This window comes from Nocardia sp. NPDC057272, assembly GCF_042668615.1.
Taxonomy (GTDB): domain Bacteria; phylum Actinomycetota; class Actinomycetes; order Mycobacteriales; family Mycobacteriaceae; genus Nocardia.
The window spans coordinates 177,174-194,399 of record NZ_JBHUYK010000002.1 but is presented as its reverse complement, the minus strand read 5'-3'; the positions used below and the strand labels follow the sequence as shown (position 1 = coordinate 194,399).

16 protein-coding genes and 2 pseudogenes are annotated in these 17,226 nt (G+C 67.7%); 10 read left to right on the top strand and 8 right to left on the bottom strand.

What is annotated here, in order from left to right; genetic code table 11:
- Positions 1-54 precede the first annotated feature (54 nt).
- A complete protein-coding gene (locus tag ACFULV_RS03885) occupies positions 55-552 on the bottom strand; it encodes a MarR family winged helix-turn-helix transcriptional regulator (RefSeq protein WP_378652826.1) in 498 nt (165 codons plus the stop codon).
- A 68-nt stretch (positions 553-620) separates the two neighbouring features.
- On the opposite strand from ACFULV_RS03885, the gene ACFULV_RS03880 reads away from it, so the two are divergent.
- Positions 621-1,562, top strand: a complete 942-nt coding sequence (locus tag ACFULV_RS03880) for an NAD(P)/FAD-dependent oxidoreductase (RefSeq protein WP_378653404.1) — start codon at positions 621-623, stop codon at positions 1,560-1,562.
- A 173-nt stretch (positions 1,563-1,735) separates the two neighbouring features.
- Positions 1,736-2,434: a GNAT family N-acetyltransferase gene (locus tag ACFULV_RS03875; protein ID WP_378652823.1), complete on the top strand. Its 699-nt coding sequence runs from the start codon at positions 1,736-1,738 to the stop codon at positions 2,432-2,434.
- Position 2,435: 1 nt separating this feature from the next.
- Here ACFULV_RS03875 and ACFULV_RS03870 read toward each other — a convergent pair whose 3' ends face one another.
- The 4 genes and pseudogenes from ACFULV_RS03870 to ACFULV_RS03855 all read right to left on the bottom strand — a co-directional run.
- Positions 2,436-3,587 carry a glycosyltransferase gene (locus ACFULV_RS03870; RefSeq protein WP_378652821.1) on the bottom strand — a complete coding sequence of 384 codons (1,152 nt, stop codon included), beginning with the start codon at positions 3,585-3,587 and terminating at the stop codon, positions 2,436-2,438.
- A gap of 62 nt (positions 3,588-3,649) precedes the next feature.
- Positions 3,650-4,297, bottom strand: a complete 648-nt coding sequence (locus tag ACFULV_RS03865; RefSeq protein WP_378652817.1) for a CPBP family intramembrane glutamic endopeptidase — start codon at positions 4,295-4,297, stop codon at positions 3,650-3,652.
- A 9-nt stretch (positions 4,298-4,306) separates the two neighbouring features.
- Complete coding sequence (locus ACFULV_RS03860; protein ID WP_378652814.1) at positions 4,307-4,585, bottom strand: hypothetical protein; 279 nt, start codon at positions 4,583-4,585, stop codon at positions 4,307-4,309.
- 109 nt (positions 4,586-4,694) lie between these two features.
- A pseudogene (locus tag ACFULV_RS03855) lies at positions 4,695-5,054 on the bottom strand (Sir2 family NAD-dependent protein deacetylase); the annotation flags it as partial.
- A 134-nt stretch (positions 5,055-5,188) separates the two neighbouring features.
- Between ACFULV_RS03855 and ACFULV_RS03850 the strand changes: the two are divergent.
- A complete protein-coding gene (locus ACFULV_RS03850) occupies positions 5,189-5,926 on the top strand; it encodes a hypothetical protein (RefSeq protein WP_378652811.1) in 738 nt (245 codons plus the stop codon).
- Positions 5,927-5,931: 5 nt separating this feature from the next.
- Here the strand turns inward: ACFULV_RS03850 and ppk2 are convergent, their stop codons facing one another.
- Positions 5,932-6,867, bottom strand: a complete 936-nt coding sequence (ppk2, locus tag ACFULV_RS03845; protein ID WP_378629995.1) for a polyphosphate kinase 2 — start codon at positions 6,865-6,867, stop codon at positions 5,932-5,934.
- Positions 6,868-7,111: 244 nt separating this feature from the next.
- Between ppk2 and ACFULV_RS03840 the strand changes: the two genes are divergently transcribed.
- The 7 genes and pseudogenes from ACFULV_RS03840 to ACFULV_RS03810 all read left to right on the top strand — a co-directional run bounded on the left by ACFULV_RS03840 (position 7,112) and on the right by ACFULV_RS03810 (position 15,078).
- On the top strand, positions 7,112-8,590 hold the full coding sequence (locus ACFULV_RS03840) for a sugar porter family MFS transporter (protein ID WP_378629005.1): 1,479 nt from the start codon (positions 7,112-7,114) through the stop codon (positions 8,588-8,590).
- Between the two features lie 85 nt (positions 8,591-8,675).
- Positions 8,676-9,490: pseudogene (locus ACFULV_RS03835) on the top strand (hypothetical protein); the annotation flags it as partial.
- Positions 9,476-11,077: a glycoside hydrolase family 65 protein gene (locus tag ACFULV_RS03830; RefSeq protein WP_378653401.1), complete on the top strand. Its 1,602-nt coding sequence runs from the start codon at positions 9,476-9,478 to the stop codon at positions 11,075-11,077. The pseudogene ACFULV_RS03835 and the gene ACFULV_RS03830, both read left to right, overlap by 15 nt.
- Entirely contained in the window at positions 11,074-11,832 is a 759-nt protein-coding gene (locus tag ACFULV_RS03825; protein ID WP_378652808.1) for an HAD family hydrolase, read from the top strand. The genes ACFULV_RS03830 and ACFULV_RS03825 overlap by 4 nt, the downstream gene beginning before the upstream one ends.
- Positions 11,833-11,968: 136 nt before the next feature.
- Entirely contained in the window at positions 11,969-13,195 is a 1,227-nt protein-coding gene (locus ACFULV_RS03820; RefSeq protein WP_378652805.1) for a hypothetical protein, read from the top strand.
- Positions 13,196-13,337: 142 nt separating this feature from the next.
- Positions 13,338-14,414, top strand: coding sequence for a metallophosphoesterase (locus tag ACFULV_RS03815; protein WP_378652802.1), 1,077 nt, complete (start codon positions 13,338-13,340; stop codon positions 14,412-14,414).
- A gap of 46 nt (positions 14,415-14,460) precedes the next feature.
- Positions 14,461-15,078 carry a class I SAM-dependent methyltransferase gene (locus tag ACFULV_RS03810; protein WP_378652799.1) on the top strand — a complete coding sequence of 206 codons (618 nt, stop codon included), beginning with the start codon at positions 14,461-14,463 and terminating at the stop codon, positions 15,076-15,078.
- Positions 15,079-15,087: 9 nt separating this feature from the next.
- On the opposite strand, the gene ACFULV_RS03805 is transcribed toward ACFULV_RS03810, so the two are convergent.
- Entirely contained in the window at positions 15,088-16,026 is a 939-nt protein-coding gene (locus ACFULV_RS03805; RefSeq protein ID WP_378652796.1) for a sigma-70 family RNA polymerase sigma factor, read from the bottom strand.
- A 10-nt stretch (positions 16,027-16,036) separates the two neighbouring features.
- On the bottom strand, positions 16,037-17,221 hold the full coding sequence (locus ACFULV_RS03800) for an NAD(P)/FAD-dependent oxidoreductase (protein ID WP_378652795.1): 1,185 nt from the start codon (positions 17,219-17,221) through the stop codon (positions 16,037-16,039).
- Between the last annotated feature and the right edge of the window lie 5 nt (positions 17,222-17,226).

The window sequence follows — 17,226 nt, the reverse complement described above, 5'->3', positions numbered from 1 at the left end:
GCCGCGTGATCGAATACACAACGGCGTCAGCCCGAGTCGTGTTCGGGCTCGCTCTCAGCGGTTGCTTCGGGCCTCGAGACTTCGGGCGAAGCGGTCCAAGCTTTGCAGGATTGCGGCACGATCTCGATCCAGGTCGGCGAGCAGCTGTGCGTGGGCTTCGAGTTCGCGGGGGAAGACCTCGTCGATCAAGCCAATCCCTGCTGGGGTGAGGCGGATCAGGGTCGATCGTCGATCGGTCGGGTTCTGGGTGCGGGTGATCAGTCCTCGCCGCTCGAGTTTGGTGAGTGTTTTTCCGACGCCGGCCCTGGACATGCCGAGGTGTTCGGCCAGTCGGATCGCGGTGAGGGGTGGGTCGGCGTACCGAAGGGGTACCAGTAGGCCCACCTCTGCCGTGGTGATGTGGGCTTCGGCGTAGATGTCCTCCACGGCACGGTCGAGCAGGGCGGAAATGCGTTTGACCTGGCCGACCACCACCATGGCGGACGTGTCGAGGTCGGGGTTTCGGACACGCCAGAGATCGGATGTCCGTTCTCGGAGCGACTTTTCGGCCATCACCTCTCCTTTTGTTAACTAGTAAACAATTCGGTACGTTCGGAGCGTACCCGGACGGTGACAAGGTCGTGCGGAGCGGTCGAGGGGGAATTGTGGTTCACGATGTCGTGGTGATCGGTGGGGGTGCGGCAGGTCTGAGTGCCGCGCTGGTTTTGGCTCGATCGTGTCGGCAAGTAGTGCTCATCGACTCCGGTGAACCTCGAAACATGGCTGCCGAGACGACGCATGGCTTCTTGACACAGGACGGAGTCGCGCCCGAGCAGTTACTGGCGACAGGCGGCGCGGAGGTGCGCCGCTACGGCGCACAGGTACTGGCGGACCGAGTCGTGGACATCGCCGCGGTCGACGGATGTTTCTCGGTGGAGACCGAAACCGGGGCCGTCGTTGCGGCGCGGGCGGTGGTTGTGGCGACAGGTCTGCGCGATGAACTGCCGGCGATCCCCGGAGTTCGCGAGCAGTGGGGAAAGGGGGTTCTCCACTGTCCGTACTGTCACGGATACGAGGTGCGGGACGCGCCGCTGGCGGTTCTGGGTGGTGCAAACAGGGCATTTTCCGTGCACCAGGCGTCGCTGGTACGTCAGTGGTCCGACGACGTCCTCTTCTTCCCGCAAGAGATCGTGTTGTCGGCGGATGAGCGCCGCCGGTTGTCCGCGCGCAATGTTCACGTTGTCGAAGGCGAGGTGAACCGAGTTGTTGCGCACGACGGTCGCCTCCACGGCGTGGAACTCGCATCGGGACAGCTCATTACGCGGACGGCGGTCTTTGTCGGGCCGCGTTTCAGTCCCCGTGATGAGCTGCTCACCCGGCTGCGATGCGCGGTCGGCGACGATGGTTGGGTCGCGGTCGATGCCACCGGGCGCACCAGCGTCGCTGGTATCTGGGCCGCGGGCAATGTCGCCGATTCGCCTGCGCAACTCGTCCACGCCGCGGCCGCGGGATCCAGAGCCGCTGTGGCGGTGAATCACTACCTGCTGGAACTGGATATCCAGCTTTCGCTCGCCGAGCATTGACTCGTTCCACTCGTTACGTGGGCGGTTCCCGGAGGGGTGGCGGCGGACGGTGATGGGGCGGTTGCGGGATGTGTTCGAGGCCAGGGGGTCGGAATCGTGGTGAGCGCAAACGGTGACCGGTGGTTGTGTGCTCGGCTAACGTTTCGGCGGTCGGGTTGCCTGGTGAGGAGAGTGTGTTGACCGTCGACGTCGATATCGCGGTGCATCCGCTCGATGATCCGGTGCGGGCTTCGTTGCGGGGCGAGCACAGTCGTTTCGCGCAGTGGACGGGGCGGATCGGTCGCTATGAGCCGGAAGTCGCGCGATTCGTCGGGCATCCGGCGGTGTTGGATGAGCAGGATTGGACTGATCTGGGCGCTGTGCTCGGGTCGGGCGGCAGTGCTGGAATTCGCGGGATCGGACATGCGGTGCCGGCGGGGTGGACGGTGCTCGCCGAGTTCGACACCGTGCAGATGGACGGCGCGCGATTGCGGGTTGCCCTCGATCCTGAGCTCGAAAGACTCACTGCCGCGGATGTTCCCGAGATCCTAGAGCTGATCGCCCGAACCGAACCTGGCCCGTACGCGCCGCGGACCATCGAAATGGGCACCTATCTCGGACTGCGGGTCGAGGGCCGGTTGGTGGCGATGGCGGGGGAGCGGCTGCATCCTCCGGGGTGGACCGAGATCAGCGCGGTGTGCACTGATGTCGAATTTCGGGGGCGGGGGATCGCCTCGCGGCTGATTCGGGCGGTCGGGGCCGGAATCCGCGCGCGGGGTGAGACGCCGTTTCTGCACGCGGTCGCACACAACACGACGGCGATCAGTCTGTACGAGACGCTGGGCTTCACCGTGCGCAAGAAGTCGAAGCTCACGCTGGTGCAAGCGCCCTAGCTCACCGGGTGCCGGCCGATCGGGCCACCTCGTCGGCGATGTCGATGACACCGGGCATCGCGGCGATCTCGGCGGCGACCGCCCGCGCGGTGGCGGCCAGGGCGGGATCAGAGATCAGGGCGTTGAGGTGGGCGGCGGTGATCGAACGGGCAGGCACCGACAGTCCGGCGCCGCGCCGCTGCACCGAGATCGCATTCCACGCTCGGTCGCCCGGTGCAGGGGTGGCGATCTGAGGGATGCCGGCGTGGAGGGCGGCATAGACCGAACCGGCGCCCGCGTGGTTGACCATGGCAGTGCAGTGGGGCAGAGCTTCGTGCAGGGCGATCCACCCGGTCGTGCGGATATTCGCGGGAAGTGCGGTGTTGCGCACTGTCTTTCGATCGGGTCGCACGATGACGATGTCGGCATCGACATACGGTGCGGCGCGCACGATCGCACCCAGCATCGTGTCCGGACCGTCGCCGAGCATGGTCGAGCGGGTGACGAGAATGCGTCGGCGCGTGGACGGTTCGCGCAGGAACGCGGGTGTGTCCGCGCCCGGAGTGGAGTACGGGGTATAGCGCAAAGGTTGCCCGTCGACACAGGCGATGCTGGGCGGGGCGATGGACAGGGTGCTCGCCGGTGCGGGCAGGGCGGCGTCGGTGAGCAGACGCAGGAGTTCGCGGCGGATGACGGTGCCGTTGTCGAGGGCGATGTTGTGCAGGACCGTGGGTACTCCGAGCCGGTCGGCCACGATCGCCGCCGCCGACGCGAACGGCTCGTGCACGATCACTTCGGGCCCGAACTCGGTGGCGGCACGCAGCAGCGGCTCGATCATCGGCCGATTGGTGACCGCGAACACGTGGGCACCGCCGCGCGCATCCGCCATCCCCTGCCCCGATCGCCACGCCAGCACCGGATGCCTGCCCAGCCCCCGCACCGCGGCACGCAGATAGTCGATCGGCGGGGCGACCTCGGCGACCGGCAATCGCGCCCGCACCACCGCGGCCGCGTCGCCGCCGGTGGCCACCATGACCTCGTGCCCGCGCTCGCGCAGAGTTTCGGCCAGCGGCATCATCGGGAACAGATGCCCGATCAACGGCATCGCCACGAACAGCACTCGCATCCGGTCTCCGTCATCGCCCTCGGCGGCCGCGGTCTCGACCCCCACCATCCAAGCACTACGGCGCAACGATGCCGATAGTTCACCTCGGCCCTCGCCGCATCGAGACAGCGTTACGCGGCCGCGGCACCGTGATAGAACAAGTCGCCGAGGCCGACGGTGAAGACGAGGATGCCATAGAGAGCGTGCTCCACCGAGGTGGTGAGCAGCGAGCGGGTGCGCCGATAGCGGGCTGCGAAGAGAGCCCCGGCCGCCGTGCTCAGCAGCACCGAGATCCAGTTGCCGACGATGAAATGGGCGAAACCGAACGCGAGGGCGCTGGCGGCGATCATGCGCGGCCCGTTGCCGAAGATCGGGGCGTAGCGGTGGAACAGGAACGCGCGGAAGAGCAGTTCCTGCGGATAGACGCTGACCAGCGGATAGAACACCAGGACCAGCACCCAGATCAGGGGACGTTCGCGCGGAAGATCGAACAGCGAGCCGGGCCGCGACAGCGCTACCGCGGCGGTGAGGGCGAGGGCCGAGATCGCCCAGAGTGCGAGGATGCCGGGCAGGGCGGGGCGCAGTGCGTCGGCTCGCCAGAAGTTGCGGCGGTCGAAACCGGTGCGGCGCAGATAGATCACAATGACGACGGTGATCACCGCAAGGAACGGCAGCGGGCTCACACCGCGCAGCAATACCGCGACCGAGCCGGTCAGGCCGAAGAAGAGGGCGACGAATTCGACTGTGAGCCAGGCCTTCCGGCCGGTGTCGACGGTCATCTGCCGAGATTAGCCGCTGTGCTCGGTCTTCGTCGCGGCCAATGTTGCCAGCAGAGCGGGCAGGGCGGTGCCGATGGGTTCGCGGATGACCTCGTCGGCGAGTTCGTCATAGGGGGTGGGTTCGGCGTTGACGATGATCAGGCGGGCGCCGTGATCGGCGGCGACACCGGCCAGCGACGCGGCCGGCTGGACCTGCAGGCTGGTGCCGACGGCGATGAACACGGTGCAGGCCTGGGCGATCGCCATGGCGTGCGCGAGCACTTCGGGGTCGAGTGCTTGGCCGAACATGACCGTCGCGGTTTTTGAGGATGCCGCCGCAGCGTAGGCAGGCGGGGTCGGGTTCGCCCGCATTGACGCGGTCGAGGGCCTGCTCGGTGGTGGTGCGGTCCTTGCACGACGTGCACAGCACCGTGCGGGCGTTGCCGTGCAGTTCGAGGACTTTGCGGTCGGGCAGGCCGGCGAGCTGGTGTAGCCCGTCGACGTTCTGGGTGATCACGCGCACCGCCGTCCCGGTGGCGGCGAGCGCGGTGACGGCCCGGTGGGCGGGGTTGGGCTGAGCGCGCCAGGCGGGGTGTTCGCCGCGCATGAGCCAGGATCGGCGGCGGATGTCGGGATCGGCCATGTAGTAGTCGTAGGTGACCAGTTTCTGGGCGTCGGGGTCGCGCTGCCACAGGCCCGCCGGGCCACGGTAGTCCGGGATTCCGCTGTCGGTGGAGACACCGGCGCCGGACAGGATCGCCACGAGCTGATTGGTCATGGGATCCAGACTAGGGCCGGTCGAGCGGTGCGGTCGACGGGATTTCGGTCGTTGTCCTCGCGAAGGGCTACCCCATCTGGCTATGGAACGCTAAAGTCTGCCAGGAGTGGACAACAGCGGAAGGTGGCAGACGAATGACGTCGGCAACGGTCAAACGGCAGGTACTCGAACTCGGTGGGGCGTTCATGATCTCGCGCGAGGCCAGGGCGTTCGGGGAGACGACCGGGGTGGCCGGGTTTCACGGCGCCTACACGCGAGGCCGTGGCGGGGTGCTCGGTGACGTCGACGCCGACGTGGTGACCGCCGCCTTCGGCTTCTTCGAACCCGGCTGCGTGCGCGCCGCCTGGGAATCGGTGCCGATGCCCGCCGCCGACGCCGCGGCGGAATACATGCTCGCGTGTCGCGATTTCGGGCAACGCAAACTGGCCGCGTTCGAGCAGGCCGACCGTCTCGCGTACCTGCTGGGCCGCGTGGTCGATGCCGCACCCTCGACCGGCTTGCCCCTGTTCGCCGGCTGGCGGGCGATGCCGGTGCCCGAGGACGGGCGGGCCGCGGTGCTGCAACTGACCCATGTGCTGCGCGAGCTTCGCGGCGGACTGCACCTGGTCGCGGTGATGGCCAACGGCCTCACCCCACTGCAGGCGATCCTGGTCGCGGGCTCCCCGATCCTCGACGGACCCGGCCACGCGAAATTCCTCGGCTGGACCGAACCGTTCGAGACGGTCACCGACGATGTGCGGGTGCGCTGGGACGCGGCGGAGAAGCTGACCGACGAACTGATCGCACCCTGCTTCGACGTCCTCGACGACGCCGAGCGCGACGAGCTCGCCACGCTGATGCTCGACGCGCACCGAGTCGCCTTGACTCGCTAGAACGTTCAGGAACCGATGACGTCGCGCCCGCGGCCCACGATCAGTGGGTCGGCGGTGCCGACGATCTCGACATCTTTGTTGCCGTAATCGAACCCGCTCAACACGTGCCGCATCGCGTTGAGCCTGGCACGCTTCTTGTCGTTGCTCTTGACCACGATCCACGGTGCGTGATCGGTGTCGGTGTGCTCGAAGTTCTCTTCCTTGGCCGCGGTGTAGTCGTCCCATTTGTCGAGCGAGGCCAGGTCCATCGGCGAGAGCTTCCAGTGCCGCACCGGGTCGACCTGGCGGATGGCGAAGCGGGTGCGCTGCTCCAGCGGCGAGACCGAGAACCAGAACTTGACCAGGTCGATACCGTCGTCGACGAGCATCCGTTCGAATAGCGGCACCTGCGACAGGAACCGTCGATGCTGTTCGGGCGTGCAGAAACCCATCACCCGTTCGACACCGGCGCGGTTGTACCAGGAGCGGTCGAACAGCACGATCTCGCCCGCGGCGGGCAGGTGCTCGACGTAGCGCTGGAAATACCACTGGGTGGATTCGCGCGCGGAGGGCTTTTCCAGTGCCACGACCCGGGCCCCGCGCGGATTCAGGTGCTCCATGAAGCGTTTGATGGTGCCGCCCTTGCCCGCGGCGTCGCGACCCTCGAACACGATGACGACGCGGCGGCCGGTCGCTTTGACCCAGTTCTGCAGTTTCAGCAGCTCGATCTGCAGTAACCGCTTGTCGAGGTCGTATTGCAGGCGCGAGAGGCGCTCGTCGTAGGGGTAGCCCTCGCGCCAGGTGTCGACGACCAGGCCGCCGGGTTCGGTGAGCAGGATCGGATCGTCGTCGTCGCTGTCGTCGACGGTGAATCCGGTGGTGTCGGCCAGGTTCACGACGGTCGCGAGATCGGCGATCTCGCTGACATCACGGGGGATCGGACGAATCTCGACATCGGTCATCCCCGTGACGCTAAATGGTGTGCGTGTCGCGAAGATGAACGTGCGGTGCCCAGCGCAGCGAAGCCACGCCGATCCCGCCGCACTGCGAACGGGCACGGCGCGCGTGTTCATTTTCTCGACGACAACACGGCGATGTGGGCTCGCTATCGTCAATTCCTGCAGATAGCGCCTTGTTCGGGGCAGACTGTGGTCTCACGCCGCTACTCGCGAGGCACTGCTGCCCGCCGTGGAGAGGACGACGCCGATGCATGATGGAGGCTCCTTCACCGACCGGTCCGCTCTCCCCGACGGCGAGCCGGCCTCGGGCAGCCGCGTGATCCGGATCGCGTCCGTCGCGGCGCTGGGTGGATTGTTGTTCGGATTCGACAGTGCTGTGATCAACGGGGCTGTCTCGGCAATTCAATCCGAATTCGATGTCGCCGATGCCGTTCTCGGCTTCGCTGTGGCCTCGGCGCTGCTCGGCGCCGCCGCGGGCGCCATGACCGCGGGCCGGATCGCCGACCGTATCGGCAGGCTCAAGGTGATGAGGATCGCCGCGGTCCTGTTCTTCATCAGCGCGGTGGTCACCGCTTTCGCGCCCGATGTCTGGATCCTGGTCGTGGGCCGGGTGATCGGTGGTCTCGGTGTCGGTGTCGCTTCGGTCATCGCCCCCGCCTATATCGCCGAGACCTCGCCCGCGCGGATCCGCGGCAGGCTCGGATCGCTGCAACAGCTGGCGATCGTGCTCGGCATCTTCCTGGCACTGCTGGTGGACTACGTGCTCGCCCACCTCGCGGGTGGCGCGAGCGAGATCCTGTGGTTCGGGCTCGAAGCCTGGCGCTGGATGTTCTTGTCCATGGTGGTGCCCGCCGTGGTCTACGGCGTATTGGCCTCCACGATCCCGGAGTCGCCGCGCTACCTGGTCGCCACGCACAAGATTCCCGAGGCGCGGCGCGTGCTGTCGATGCTGTTCGGTGAGAAGAACCTCGAGCTCACCATCGGCCGTATCGAGGAGAGCCTGCGCAGCGATACCAAGCCGTCCTGGAAAGACCTGCGCCGACCGGCGGGCGGGCTCTATCCCGTCGTGTGGGTGGGGCTGATGCTGTCGGTGTTCCAGCAGGCGGTGGGCATCAACGTGATCTTCTACTACTCGAATGTGCTGTGGGAGGCCGTCGGCTTCGAGGAATCCCAGTCGTTCCAGATCAGCGTGTTCACCTCGGTGGTCAATATCGCCACCACGATCGTCGCGATCATGCTCATCGACAAGGTGGGCCGCAAACCGTTGCTGCTGACCGGCTCGATCGGCATGACCGTCACGCTGGCCACGATGGCGATCTGCTTCGGCGGTGCCGACCAGGTGCCCGACGCCGAAGGCGTCATGGAGCCACACCTGACCGGTGCGCTCGGCCCGATCGCGCTGGTCGCGGCCAACCTGTTCGTCGTCTTCTTCGGCATGAGCTGGGGCCCGGTGGTGTGGGTGCTGCTCGGGGAGATGTTCCCCAACCGGATCCGTGGCGCCGCGCTGTCGCTCGCGGCGGCAGGCCAGTGGGCGGCGAACTGGGCGATCACCGTCTCGTTCCCCAGCCTGAAAACCTTCTCGCTCGGCTTCGCCTACGGGATGTACGCGGTGTTCGCGCTGCTGTCGCTGGGCTTCGTCGCCAAGTTCGTGCCCGAGACCAAGGGGATGTCGCTCGAGGACATGGACGAGGCCGCCGGCTACGAACGGCCCATCGCCAGCGCCTGACCCTGCCCGAGTTTTTACCGGCTCGACCACGTCGTCACCATCGCAATGCGGTCATCGATCACCCTTCGACGAGGAAGGCTGTGTGATGCATTCGGCCTACGGCTACCCGGCGCAGACGAACCGGGCATCGCGCGCGGTCTGCGGCGGTGAGACTGTCAACGCCCGAACCCACACGAGCGAGACCACCTCGTGGACGGTGGTCGAGGACGCCTGGAACCCGCAGCGCGCCAACTACTTCGAGACGATGTTCACCATCGGCAACGGGCGCCTCGGAACCCGTGGCTCGCTCGAGGAACGGCACACAGGGGCGTTGCCGGGCACGTTCATCGCCGGTGTCTACGACGCCTACGACTCCCCGGTCATCGATCTGGTGAACGCGCCGGACTGGCTCGACAGCGAGGTCTTCGTCGACGGTCTGCGCCTGGACACCGAATCCGCGCAGGTGATCGAGCACCGTCGTGCACTGGATCTGCGCAGCGGAGTCCTGCACCGCGACACCGTGTTCCGGCTGACCGGCGGCGCGCGGGTCAGGCTGCGGACCGAGCGTTCGCAAGCACCGCCGACCGGAATCTGTGCTGTCTGCGGATCGAAGTGACGTGCCTGGACCACGCGGGGGCGGTCACGGTGCGTACCGGTATCGACGCGAACCGGCGCAACCTCGAACGGTTGCCGAACTACCACGAACAGACGGCATTCGGCTACGAACGCAAGTGGGACAAGTGGGCCAAGTCCACGCACCTGGTGTCGGTCGGTGCGGGATTCGACGGTGAGGTCGGTGTCATCGAAAGCCGCACCATCGACAGCGGGATCGACCTGGCCTACGCCTTCACCTGCTCCGCCGACAGCGGGCAGCGTCACCAGCGGGTTCGCCACGACGGCATCGAGGTGCAGTGGCATTGCGACGTGGGCGCAGACGAAACCGTGCGGGTGGACAAGCTCGTCGGTATCGCCACCAGCCGCGACTACCGAGCGGTGTACCCACCTCGGGCGCGCGCACTCGACACCGTCGCGCGCGCAGACTCGTTCGATACCGCCGCAGCGGCCAACCGGGCAGCGTGGGATGAGCTGTGGGCCGGCGCCGATTGCGAAGTGGTCGGCGACGATCGGGTGACCCAGGCGCTGCGGTTCGCGACCTATCACCTGCTCATCGCCGCGAACCCCCACGATCCGACTGTGAGCATCGGCGCGAAAGCGCTGTCCGGCGAAGGCTATCGCGGGCACGTCTTCTGGGATACGGAGGTGATGCTGCTGCCGTTCTTCCTGTTCACCCAGCCCCGCGCTGCCCGCGCGCTGCTGGGCTACCGGCATCACACCCTGCCCGGGGCACGGGAAGTCGCCGCCGACAACGGAACCGGCGGCGCGCGCTATCCGTGGGAATCGGCCGACACCGGCCGCGAGGAATGTCCGCGATACACCCCGGACGGGAAAGACCGTTTCTACACGCGCGAAGAAGAACTGCACATCACCGCCGATATCGCCTACGCGATCATGCGCTACGCCACCGTCACCGGCGATGACGACTACCTGTTCGGGGAAGGCGCCGAGATCCTGTTCGAGACTGCCCGATTCTGGGTGCAGCGGTGCGTCGAGGACGGCGATCGGCTCGCCCTCCGGACGGTGATGGGACCGGACGAGTTCCACTCCCACATCGACAACAACGCGTACACGAACAGGCTGGTGCACTGGCATCTTCGGCAGGCGGCGGCGGTGTACGAACGGATGTCGCGGGAACGGCCCGAGCGTGTCCACGAGCTCATGGCCTCGATCGGGCTGGACGCGGGTGAGCCGGCCCAGTGGCTCGCCACCGCGGACCGGCTGCGGGCGCCGATTGATCCCGACTGCGGTGTCATCGAACAATTCGACGGCTATTTCGATCGCACGGTGGTGCCTATCGTCGACTGGGACGACAACGGGATGCCGCGACTTCCGGTCGGCTACAGCCCTTTCGACTGCGAGACCACCTCGCTGCTCAAACAGCCCGATGTGGTGATGCTGCTGCACATGCTGCCCGACGAATATTCGACGGCCACCCGCCGGCTGAACTATGAGTTCTATGAGCAGCGCACGATGCACAAGTCCTCGCTCAGCCCATCGATCCATGCGATCGTGGGGTTGCAGGTGGGCGATTCCCGCACGGCGCAACGGTATTTCGAGCGGTCGGCGTTCGTCGATCTCGACGACAACCAGGGCAATACCGAAGAGGGAATCCACATCGCGGCGGCGGCGGGCACCTGGCAGGTCGCGACGCACGGCTTTGGCGGGTTGCGCGCCGACGCCGGCGGATTGCGTTTCGCACCCGCGCTTCCGGCGTCCTGGCAGCGGTTACGGTTCGCGGTGCACTGGCGGGGCCGGTCGGTACGGGCCGATCTCGGGCACCGGGACGCGCGCTTCGAGCTGGTCGGTGCGGGGCCATCGGTGGAGATCACCGTGTGGGATCGGCCGGTGACACTCGAACCCGGTGTCGTGGCCGAGGTCGGGGCGCCATGACGGGCGTCTTCGATGCGCAGGCAGTGTTGTTCGATCTCGACGGCGTCCTCACCGACACCGCGGCGGTGCATCGGCGGGCGTGGTCGGCGCTGTTCACCGAGTTCCTGCCCGCCGTCGCGCCGGCAGCCGCCCCTTACACCGATGCCGACTACTTCGCACTGGTGGACGGCAAAGCGCGCGCGGCGGGCGTGCGGTCGGTGCTCGCGTCGCGGGGCGTGAGCGTGCCCGACGGTGAGCTCGACGATCCACCCGACGCGCGGACGGTGCACGGGTTGGGCAACCGCAAGAACGTCGGTTTCACCGAGATCATCCGTGGTGACGGTGTCGAGGTGTTCGACGGGTCGTTGCGCCTTGTCGAGGCGCTCGCGGCCGCGGGTGTCCCGATGGCGGTGGTGTCGAGCTCACGTAATGCGGTGCTCGTGCTCGACACCGCCGGGTTGCTGGGCAGGTTCACGGTGGTGATCGACGGTGTGGTCGCCCACGACGAGCGCCTCGCGAGCAAACCGGCGCCCGACATGTTCCTCACGGCCGCACGGGGTTTGGACGTGGATCCGGTGCGCACGGTGGTGATCGAGGACGCGGTGTCGGGGGTCGAAGCGGGGCGCCGGGGCGGATTCCGGGTGATCGGGGTCGACCGGGGGACCGGCGCCTCGGCGTTGGTAGCCGCCGGTGCCGACGTCGTTGTCAGCGACCTGGCGGATCTGCTCGAAGACCACAGGGGTCGGCGCAGGTCTGCCGTGGCGGAGGAGATCTGAGTTACTCGACTTAAACTGAACGAGTGTCCAAATTGGGCAAGTGTTCATGTGAACGGGACTGTTTCGGAAACCAGGCGGCAATAGGTTCGGATCGAACGATTCACCCTGTCACCCCCCTGGTCGGAGATCACCGCGCATGCGAATGCCCTTGCCTCGCCGTGCCGCGCCCTGCGTCGGCTCCCTCACCGCCTTGACCCTTGTCGCGGGCATGATGCTCGCGCCCGGCACCGCAGCGGCCGAGGTTTCCCCGACCCTGGCCACGACGCCGATCAGCGATGCCACCGCCGTGTGCGCCAGCGGCGCACCGACTTTCGACGACGTGGTGACCGCCGCCGCCTCGGTGCTGCGCGGCACCGTCGGGCCCGCGCAGGTGCTCGCCTACGACCAGCAGGTCGCCGATTTCCGGGCCGGGATCGCCGCGCTGCGGGTGCACCGCGACGGGTTGCCGCTGCGCCCGGAACAGGTCGGCGTGCGGCCCGCCGAACTCGACGATCCGATCGTCACCTACCTGGTCAACGGTCTGGACGCGGTGCGCACCGGGCGCATCGACGAGACGATGTCGGTCTCGCAGCTGACCGTCAACGACGCCATCGAGGTGTTCATCCTGGCGACCGGCATCGTCAAGATCCCGGCCAAGCTCGTCGCGGGCATGGTGCCCACCGTCGGCATGTTCCTCAAGCCGGTGGTCGGCGCGATGTTCACCGGAACCAAGGCGCTGGCCCGCGCGGTGCAGGACTCGATCGACGCCGGCTGCGTGGCGCCGAACGTGTACCCGCCGCTCGAACTCGGCGACGCCGTCATCGAACCCGTGCAGGTTCCCCAGCCCATCGAGGATCTGGCCGCACTGGTCGTGAACGCCGACGGCACCTGCACGCCCGTCGCGGAACTGACCCTGGCCACCGTCGTGGAGCGCGCACGCGCCTTCCTCGACAGTGGGGCCGTGGCGGTGGACCGGGTCGCGATGCACCAGGCCGCCGACGCCCTCCAGGAATTCCTGGCGAGCAACCGGGTCGCCAAGGTGATGCTGATGCGTCGCGCCGACGACCTCGGCCCGCTGGTCGAGGCCCTCGACCTGGGCCCGCTGACCTTCCTGGCCAACTTCGGCGCCGATCTGACCGAAGGCAAGGCCCTCGACACGGTGCCGTTGGCGCAGGTCCAGGTCGAGAATGCCTTCGATCTCGCGACGCTGACCCTCGACATCACCAGCTTGCTGTTCTCGGCGGGCACCACCATCGCCGGGTTCGCCGGCATCACCGAGACGGTCACCACGCCGCTGTCGATCGTGCAGAAACTGGTGTTCGCACCGACCGACTACGGCGCGCCGATCGTGCGCGGTGTCATCCAATCGATGTGCGCGGTGTAGTCGGGGCTTCGCTTCGCCGACATGCGCGCGGCTGACGAACGATCCGCGGCCGCGCCCGTTAGGCTGCGGCGGCGTCGCGATCATGTCAGTGTGCTTCGATCAGGTCAGTTGTCCAACAGAAGCCATTACTCAGAAGGTGACCATGCACGATCAGTTCTCGTCCGGAATCGGCCGTCGTGAAGTTCTGGCAGGCGCCGCCGGCGTCGTCGCGGGCCTGTCGCTGGTGGGGCTCACCCCCGCCGCGGCGGTGCCTGCCGAAGTGCCCAAGTTCACCCCGCAGGCCGGGCGTAACGTGCGGGTGCTGGTCACCGGTGACGCGGGCACCGGCACCCGCACCCAGTGGGCGGTCGCCGACGCGGCACGCGAATTCCACGCACGCCGGCCGTTCTCGCTCGCGGTGGGTCTGGGCGACAACATCTACGACACCGGACCCAACGGGCCCGACGACGAACAGTTCGCCACCAAATTCGAGAATCCCAATGCGGGACTGGACATTCCGTGGGCCATGGTGCTCGGCAACCACGACACCAGCTCGGTGTTCCCCGGTGACGGCGGCTGGCTGGCACGCGGCAACTTCGAGGTGGCCTACCACGCGAAGTCACAGCGCTGGTGGATGCCGAGCCGCTACTACTCGGTGCGCGTGCCCGAACAGAACCCGGTCGTGGAGTTCTTCGTGCTCGATATCAACCCCCTCGCGGCCTACATCCCGCCGTTCCTCGACCCGTACTGGGCCGTCGACGGGCCGTACATGAACGAACAGCGCGCCTGGCTCGATACCGCACTCGCGGAGTCCACCGCGCCGTGGAAGATCGCCTGTACCCATCAGGCCTACATCAGCAACGGCCCGCACGGCGACGCGGGCAACTACGAGGGCCTGCCGGTCGAACCGATCAACGGCGTGCACGCCAAGCGCTTCTTCGAAGACCACGTGCTGGGCAAGGTGTCGTTTCTGCTGTCGGGCCACGACCACACCCTGCAGGTGCTCGATCCCACGCCGGCGACCAAGGGCACCCGCCAGATCGTGTCGGGCGCCGCGGGCAAAACCGCGGGCGGTCAGCCCCGGCTGACGACCGGTGGCCACAGCGCGCTGTTCGAAACCCAGCACGAACTGGGGTTCATGGTCTTGGACCTCACCGCGGACTCGGTGAACCTCACAGTGCTCACTGTCGACCCGGCCTCGGGCGCGAGCACCGAGGTCTTCGACCGACGACTCGGCTGAGCGCCACCGGTGTAGAAAAGCGCGGTGGCGGGAGGATGATCGGTGGATGGGCTTCTACACCGACCGGATCCTCCCGCACATCACCGACAAAGTCTGCGGCGTCGCCCAGAACGGGCCGCTGCGCGAGCGAACCTGCGCCGGGCTACACGGCGCGGTGCTCGAAGTCGGATTCGGGTCGGGCAACAACATCGGGTTCTATCCGGCCGCGGTCGAGCGGGTCAGCGGGGTCGAGCCCGCCGACACCGCGTGGAAGATCGCCGCGAAACGTGTCGCGGGCAGCTCGACCCCGATCGAACGCGCGGGCCTGGACGGCCAGTCGCTGCCGTTTCCCGACGCCACCTTCGATACCGCCCTGTCCACCTTCACTCTGTGCACCATTCCCGACATCGGGGCGGCACTCGCCGAGATCGGCCGCGTCCTGCGCCCCGGTGGCACCTTGCACTTCGTCGAACACGGACTCGCACCGGAGGAATCGGTGCAGACCTGGCAGCATCGCCTCGACCCGATCCAGCAGAAGATCGCCGGTGGCTGTCACCTCTCGCGCGACATCGCGGGACTGATCACCCAAGCGGGTTTCGAGATCACCGAACTCGACCGGTTCTACCAGCCGGGCGCGCCGAAAGCATGGGCGGCGTTGTCCCTCGGCGTCGCGCGTTCTTCCTGAAACGGCCGATCACCACGATCGGACCAGCGGGGCGTCATGCTCGCGCCGCTGCCATTCGGCGGTGAGACGTCCCAGCCGGTGCGGTGCGGCGATGCTGCGCATGCCGGCGATCTTGTCCGCGCGCATCTCCAGGATCGCGACGCCGAGGACTCGATCGCCGAGTGTGACGAGCACGGCCGGGCAGCCGTTGGCCACGACGGCGTAGATCGATGGTGAGCCACCGGCGAGGCGTCGCTTGGCCGGACTCGGCGTGAAACCGGCCCGCACCGCGGTGGCCAGGCGTTGCGGGCTCGCGTAGCGGATCAGCTTCGCGGCCAGGCCGCCGACGCCGTCGGAGATGCCGGTCGCGTCATCGGTCAGCAGCGCGACCAGCCGATCGGTGCGACCCGAGGTGGCGGCCTCGATGAACGCCTGGACGACCCGGCGGGCGGCGCCGTGATCGATGTCGATGGTGGTGCGCGCGACGGTGATCCGCCCACGCGCACGGTGGAGGTGTTGCTGACTCGCCGACACGGTGATGTCGAGGATGCCGGCGATCTCGGCATGCCGGTATGAGAAGGCCTCGTGCAGCACGTACACGGCACGTTCGGTCGGCGACAAACGTTCCATGAGCGTCAGCACCGCCAGGGTCACCGATTCACGCTGCTCGACGGTGTCGGCGGGCCCGAGCATCGGGTCGCCGTCGAGCAGCGGTTCGGGCATCCAGGCGCCGACCGCACGCTCGTGGCGCGCCTTGGCCGAGCGGAGCCGGTCCAGCGCCAGATTGGTGACGATCTTGGTCAGCCACGCCTCCGGCACCTCGACGTAGTCGCGGTCGGCGGCCTGCCACCGCAGGAACGCGTCCTGGACCGTATCCTCGGCGTCGGCGGCCGAGCCGAGCAGACGGTAGGCGATCGAGGCCAGCCGGTTGCGGCTGGCCTCGAAACGCGCCACGGTGGCAGTGTCCATGAGCACGACTCTAGGTCGCGACCACGGCGTGGGGTCGATCGGTGACCGCGCGGTAGCGGCGGCTGGGCATGCCGAAGGTGGGATGGCTCAGGCTCCACGGGTTGACCCCGAGGATCACCGCTTTGACGCGGGCGGCCGCTCGCCCGCGCAGGGCCCACGACTTCGATCGCGCGTCACCGTCGACCACCTGGAAGATCCCGTCCTTACGGCCGAGACTGATGTGGTTGCCCACATACGACAGTGAGGTCGTCGAGATCTTGCGCCCGGTCCGGTCCCCGACGATCGTGGCCGTGGCCTGCATGCTGGTGAATCCCGCGGACGCGCACGACATCGGCAACGGTAAACCGTTGTCGCCGATGACGAAGGCGCTGTCACCGGCGACGTAGACATCCGGGTGCGAGACCGACCGCATCTGCCGGTCGACGGTGATCTGCCCGTTGGGTTGCACCGCGAGACCGCTGGTCGCGGCGATCGCAGGCACAGCGAACCCGGCTGCCCACACCGTCGCCTGCGCGGGGAAAGCGGCGCCGTCGGCGGCCACCGCGCCCGCCGCGTCGACACGGGTGATGGTGGTGTTCTCGTGGACGGTGATCCCGAGCCGGTCGAAGGCGTCGAACAGGTGGCGGCGGGCCTTGCTGCCCAGCCACCCGCCGAGTTCGCCGCGGGTGGCCAGGCCGACATGAAGCCCTGGATGGGATTCGGCGATCTCGGTGGCGGCCTCGATCGCGGTCAGGTTGCCGCCGACCACCAGGACCTTTCCGTCCGCGCCCAGCTCGGTCAGGCGGGCGCGCAGGCGCAGCGCGGCCGGGCGAGACGCCACGTGGAAGGCGTGCTCGGCGGCCCCGGCGACGCCGTGGATGTCGGCGGTACTGCCGAGCGAGTAGAGCAGGGTGTCGTATTCGAGCCTGTCGATGTCGTCGCCGTCGGCAATCGTGACCGTCCGGTGGTCGACATCGACGCCGCGCACCCGCGCTACCCGAAGCCGGATGCCGGTGCCCGCGAACATCTCCGCCAGCGGCAGGTGGCGCAGATTCTGCCCGGCGGCGAGTTGATGATTGCGCAGCCGCTCGGCGAAATCGGGTTCAGCGTTGACGACGGTGATCTCGAAGTCGTCGGGATGGAGTCGGCGGGCCAGTACCCCGGCGGAGAAGGCCCCGGCGTATCCGGCCCCGAGGACGACGATGCGGTGCTTCATGATTG

Excerpts from the sequence above, each read along its gene's own strand:
- ACFULV_RS03800 (WP_378652795.1), bottom strand. The coding sequence starts at position 17,221 with ATGAAGCACCGCATCGTCGTCCTCGGGGCCGGATACGCCGGGGCCTTC.
- ACFULV_RS03815 (WP_378652802.1), top strand. The coding sequence starts at position 13,338 with ATGCACGATCAGTTCTCGTCCGGAATCGGCCGTCGTGAAGTTCTGGCA.
- ACFULV_RS03820 (WP_378652805.1), top strand. The coding sequence starts at position 11,969 with ATGCGAATGCCCTTGCCTCGCCGTGCCGCGCCCTGCGTCGGCTCCCTC.
- ACFULV_RS03840 (WP_378629005.1), top strand. The coding sequence starts at position 7,112 with ATGCATGATGGAGGCTCCTTCACCGACCGGTCCGCTCTCCCCGACGGC.
- ACFULV_RS03810 (WP_378652799.1), top strand. The coding sequence starts at position 14,461 with ATGGGCTTCTACACCGACCGGATCCTCCCGCACATCACCGACAAAGTC.
- ACFULV_RS03860 (WP_378652814.1), bottom strand. The coding sequence starts at position 4,585 with ATGTTCGGCCAAGCACTCGACCCCGAAGTGCTCGCGCACGCCATGGCG.
- ACFULV_RS03825 (WP_378652808.1), top strand. The coding sequence starts at position 11,074 with ATGACGGGCGTCTTCGATGCGCAGGCAGTGTTGTTCGATCTCGACGGC.
- ACFULV_RS03870 (WP_378652821.1), bottom strand. The coding sequence starts at position 3,587 with ATGGTGGGGGTCGAGACCGCGGCCGCCGAGGGCGATGACGGAGACCGG.
- ACFULV_RS03850 (WP_378652811.1), top strand. The coding sequence starts at position 5,189 with ATGACGTCGGCAACGGTCAAACGGCAGGTACTCGAACTCGGTGGGGCG.
- ACFULV_RS03885 (WP_378652826.1), bottom strand. The coding sequence starts at position 552 with ATGGCCGAAAAGTCGCTCCGAGAACGGACATCCGATCTCTGGCGTGTC.
- ppk2 (WP_378629995.1), bottom strand. The coding sequence starts at position 6,867 with ATGACCGATGTCGAGATTCGTCCGATCCCCCGTGATGTCAGCGAGATC.
- ACFULV_RS03865 (WP_378652817.1), bottom strand. The coding sequence starts at position 4,297 with ATGACCGTCGACACCGGCCGGAAGGCCTGGCTCACAGTCGAATTCGTC.
- ACFULV_RS03805 (WP_378652796.1), bottom strand. The coding sequence starts at position 16,026 with ATGGACACTGCCACCGTGGCGCGTTTCGAGGCCAGCCGCAACCGGCTG.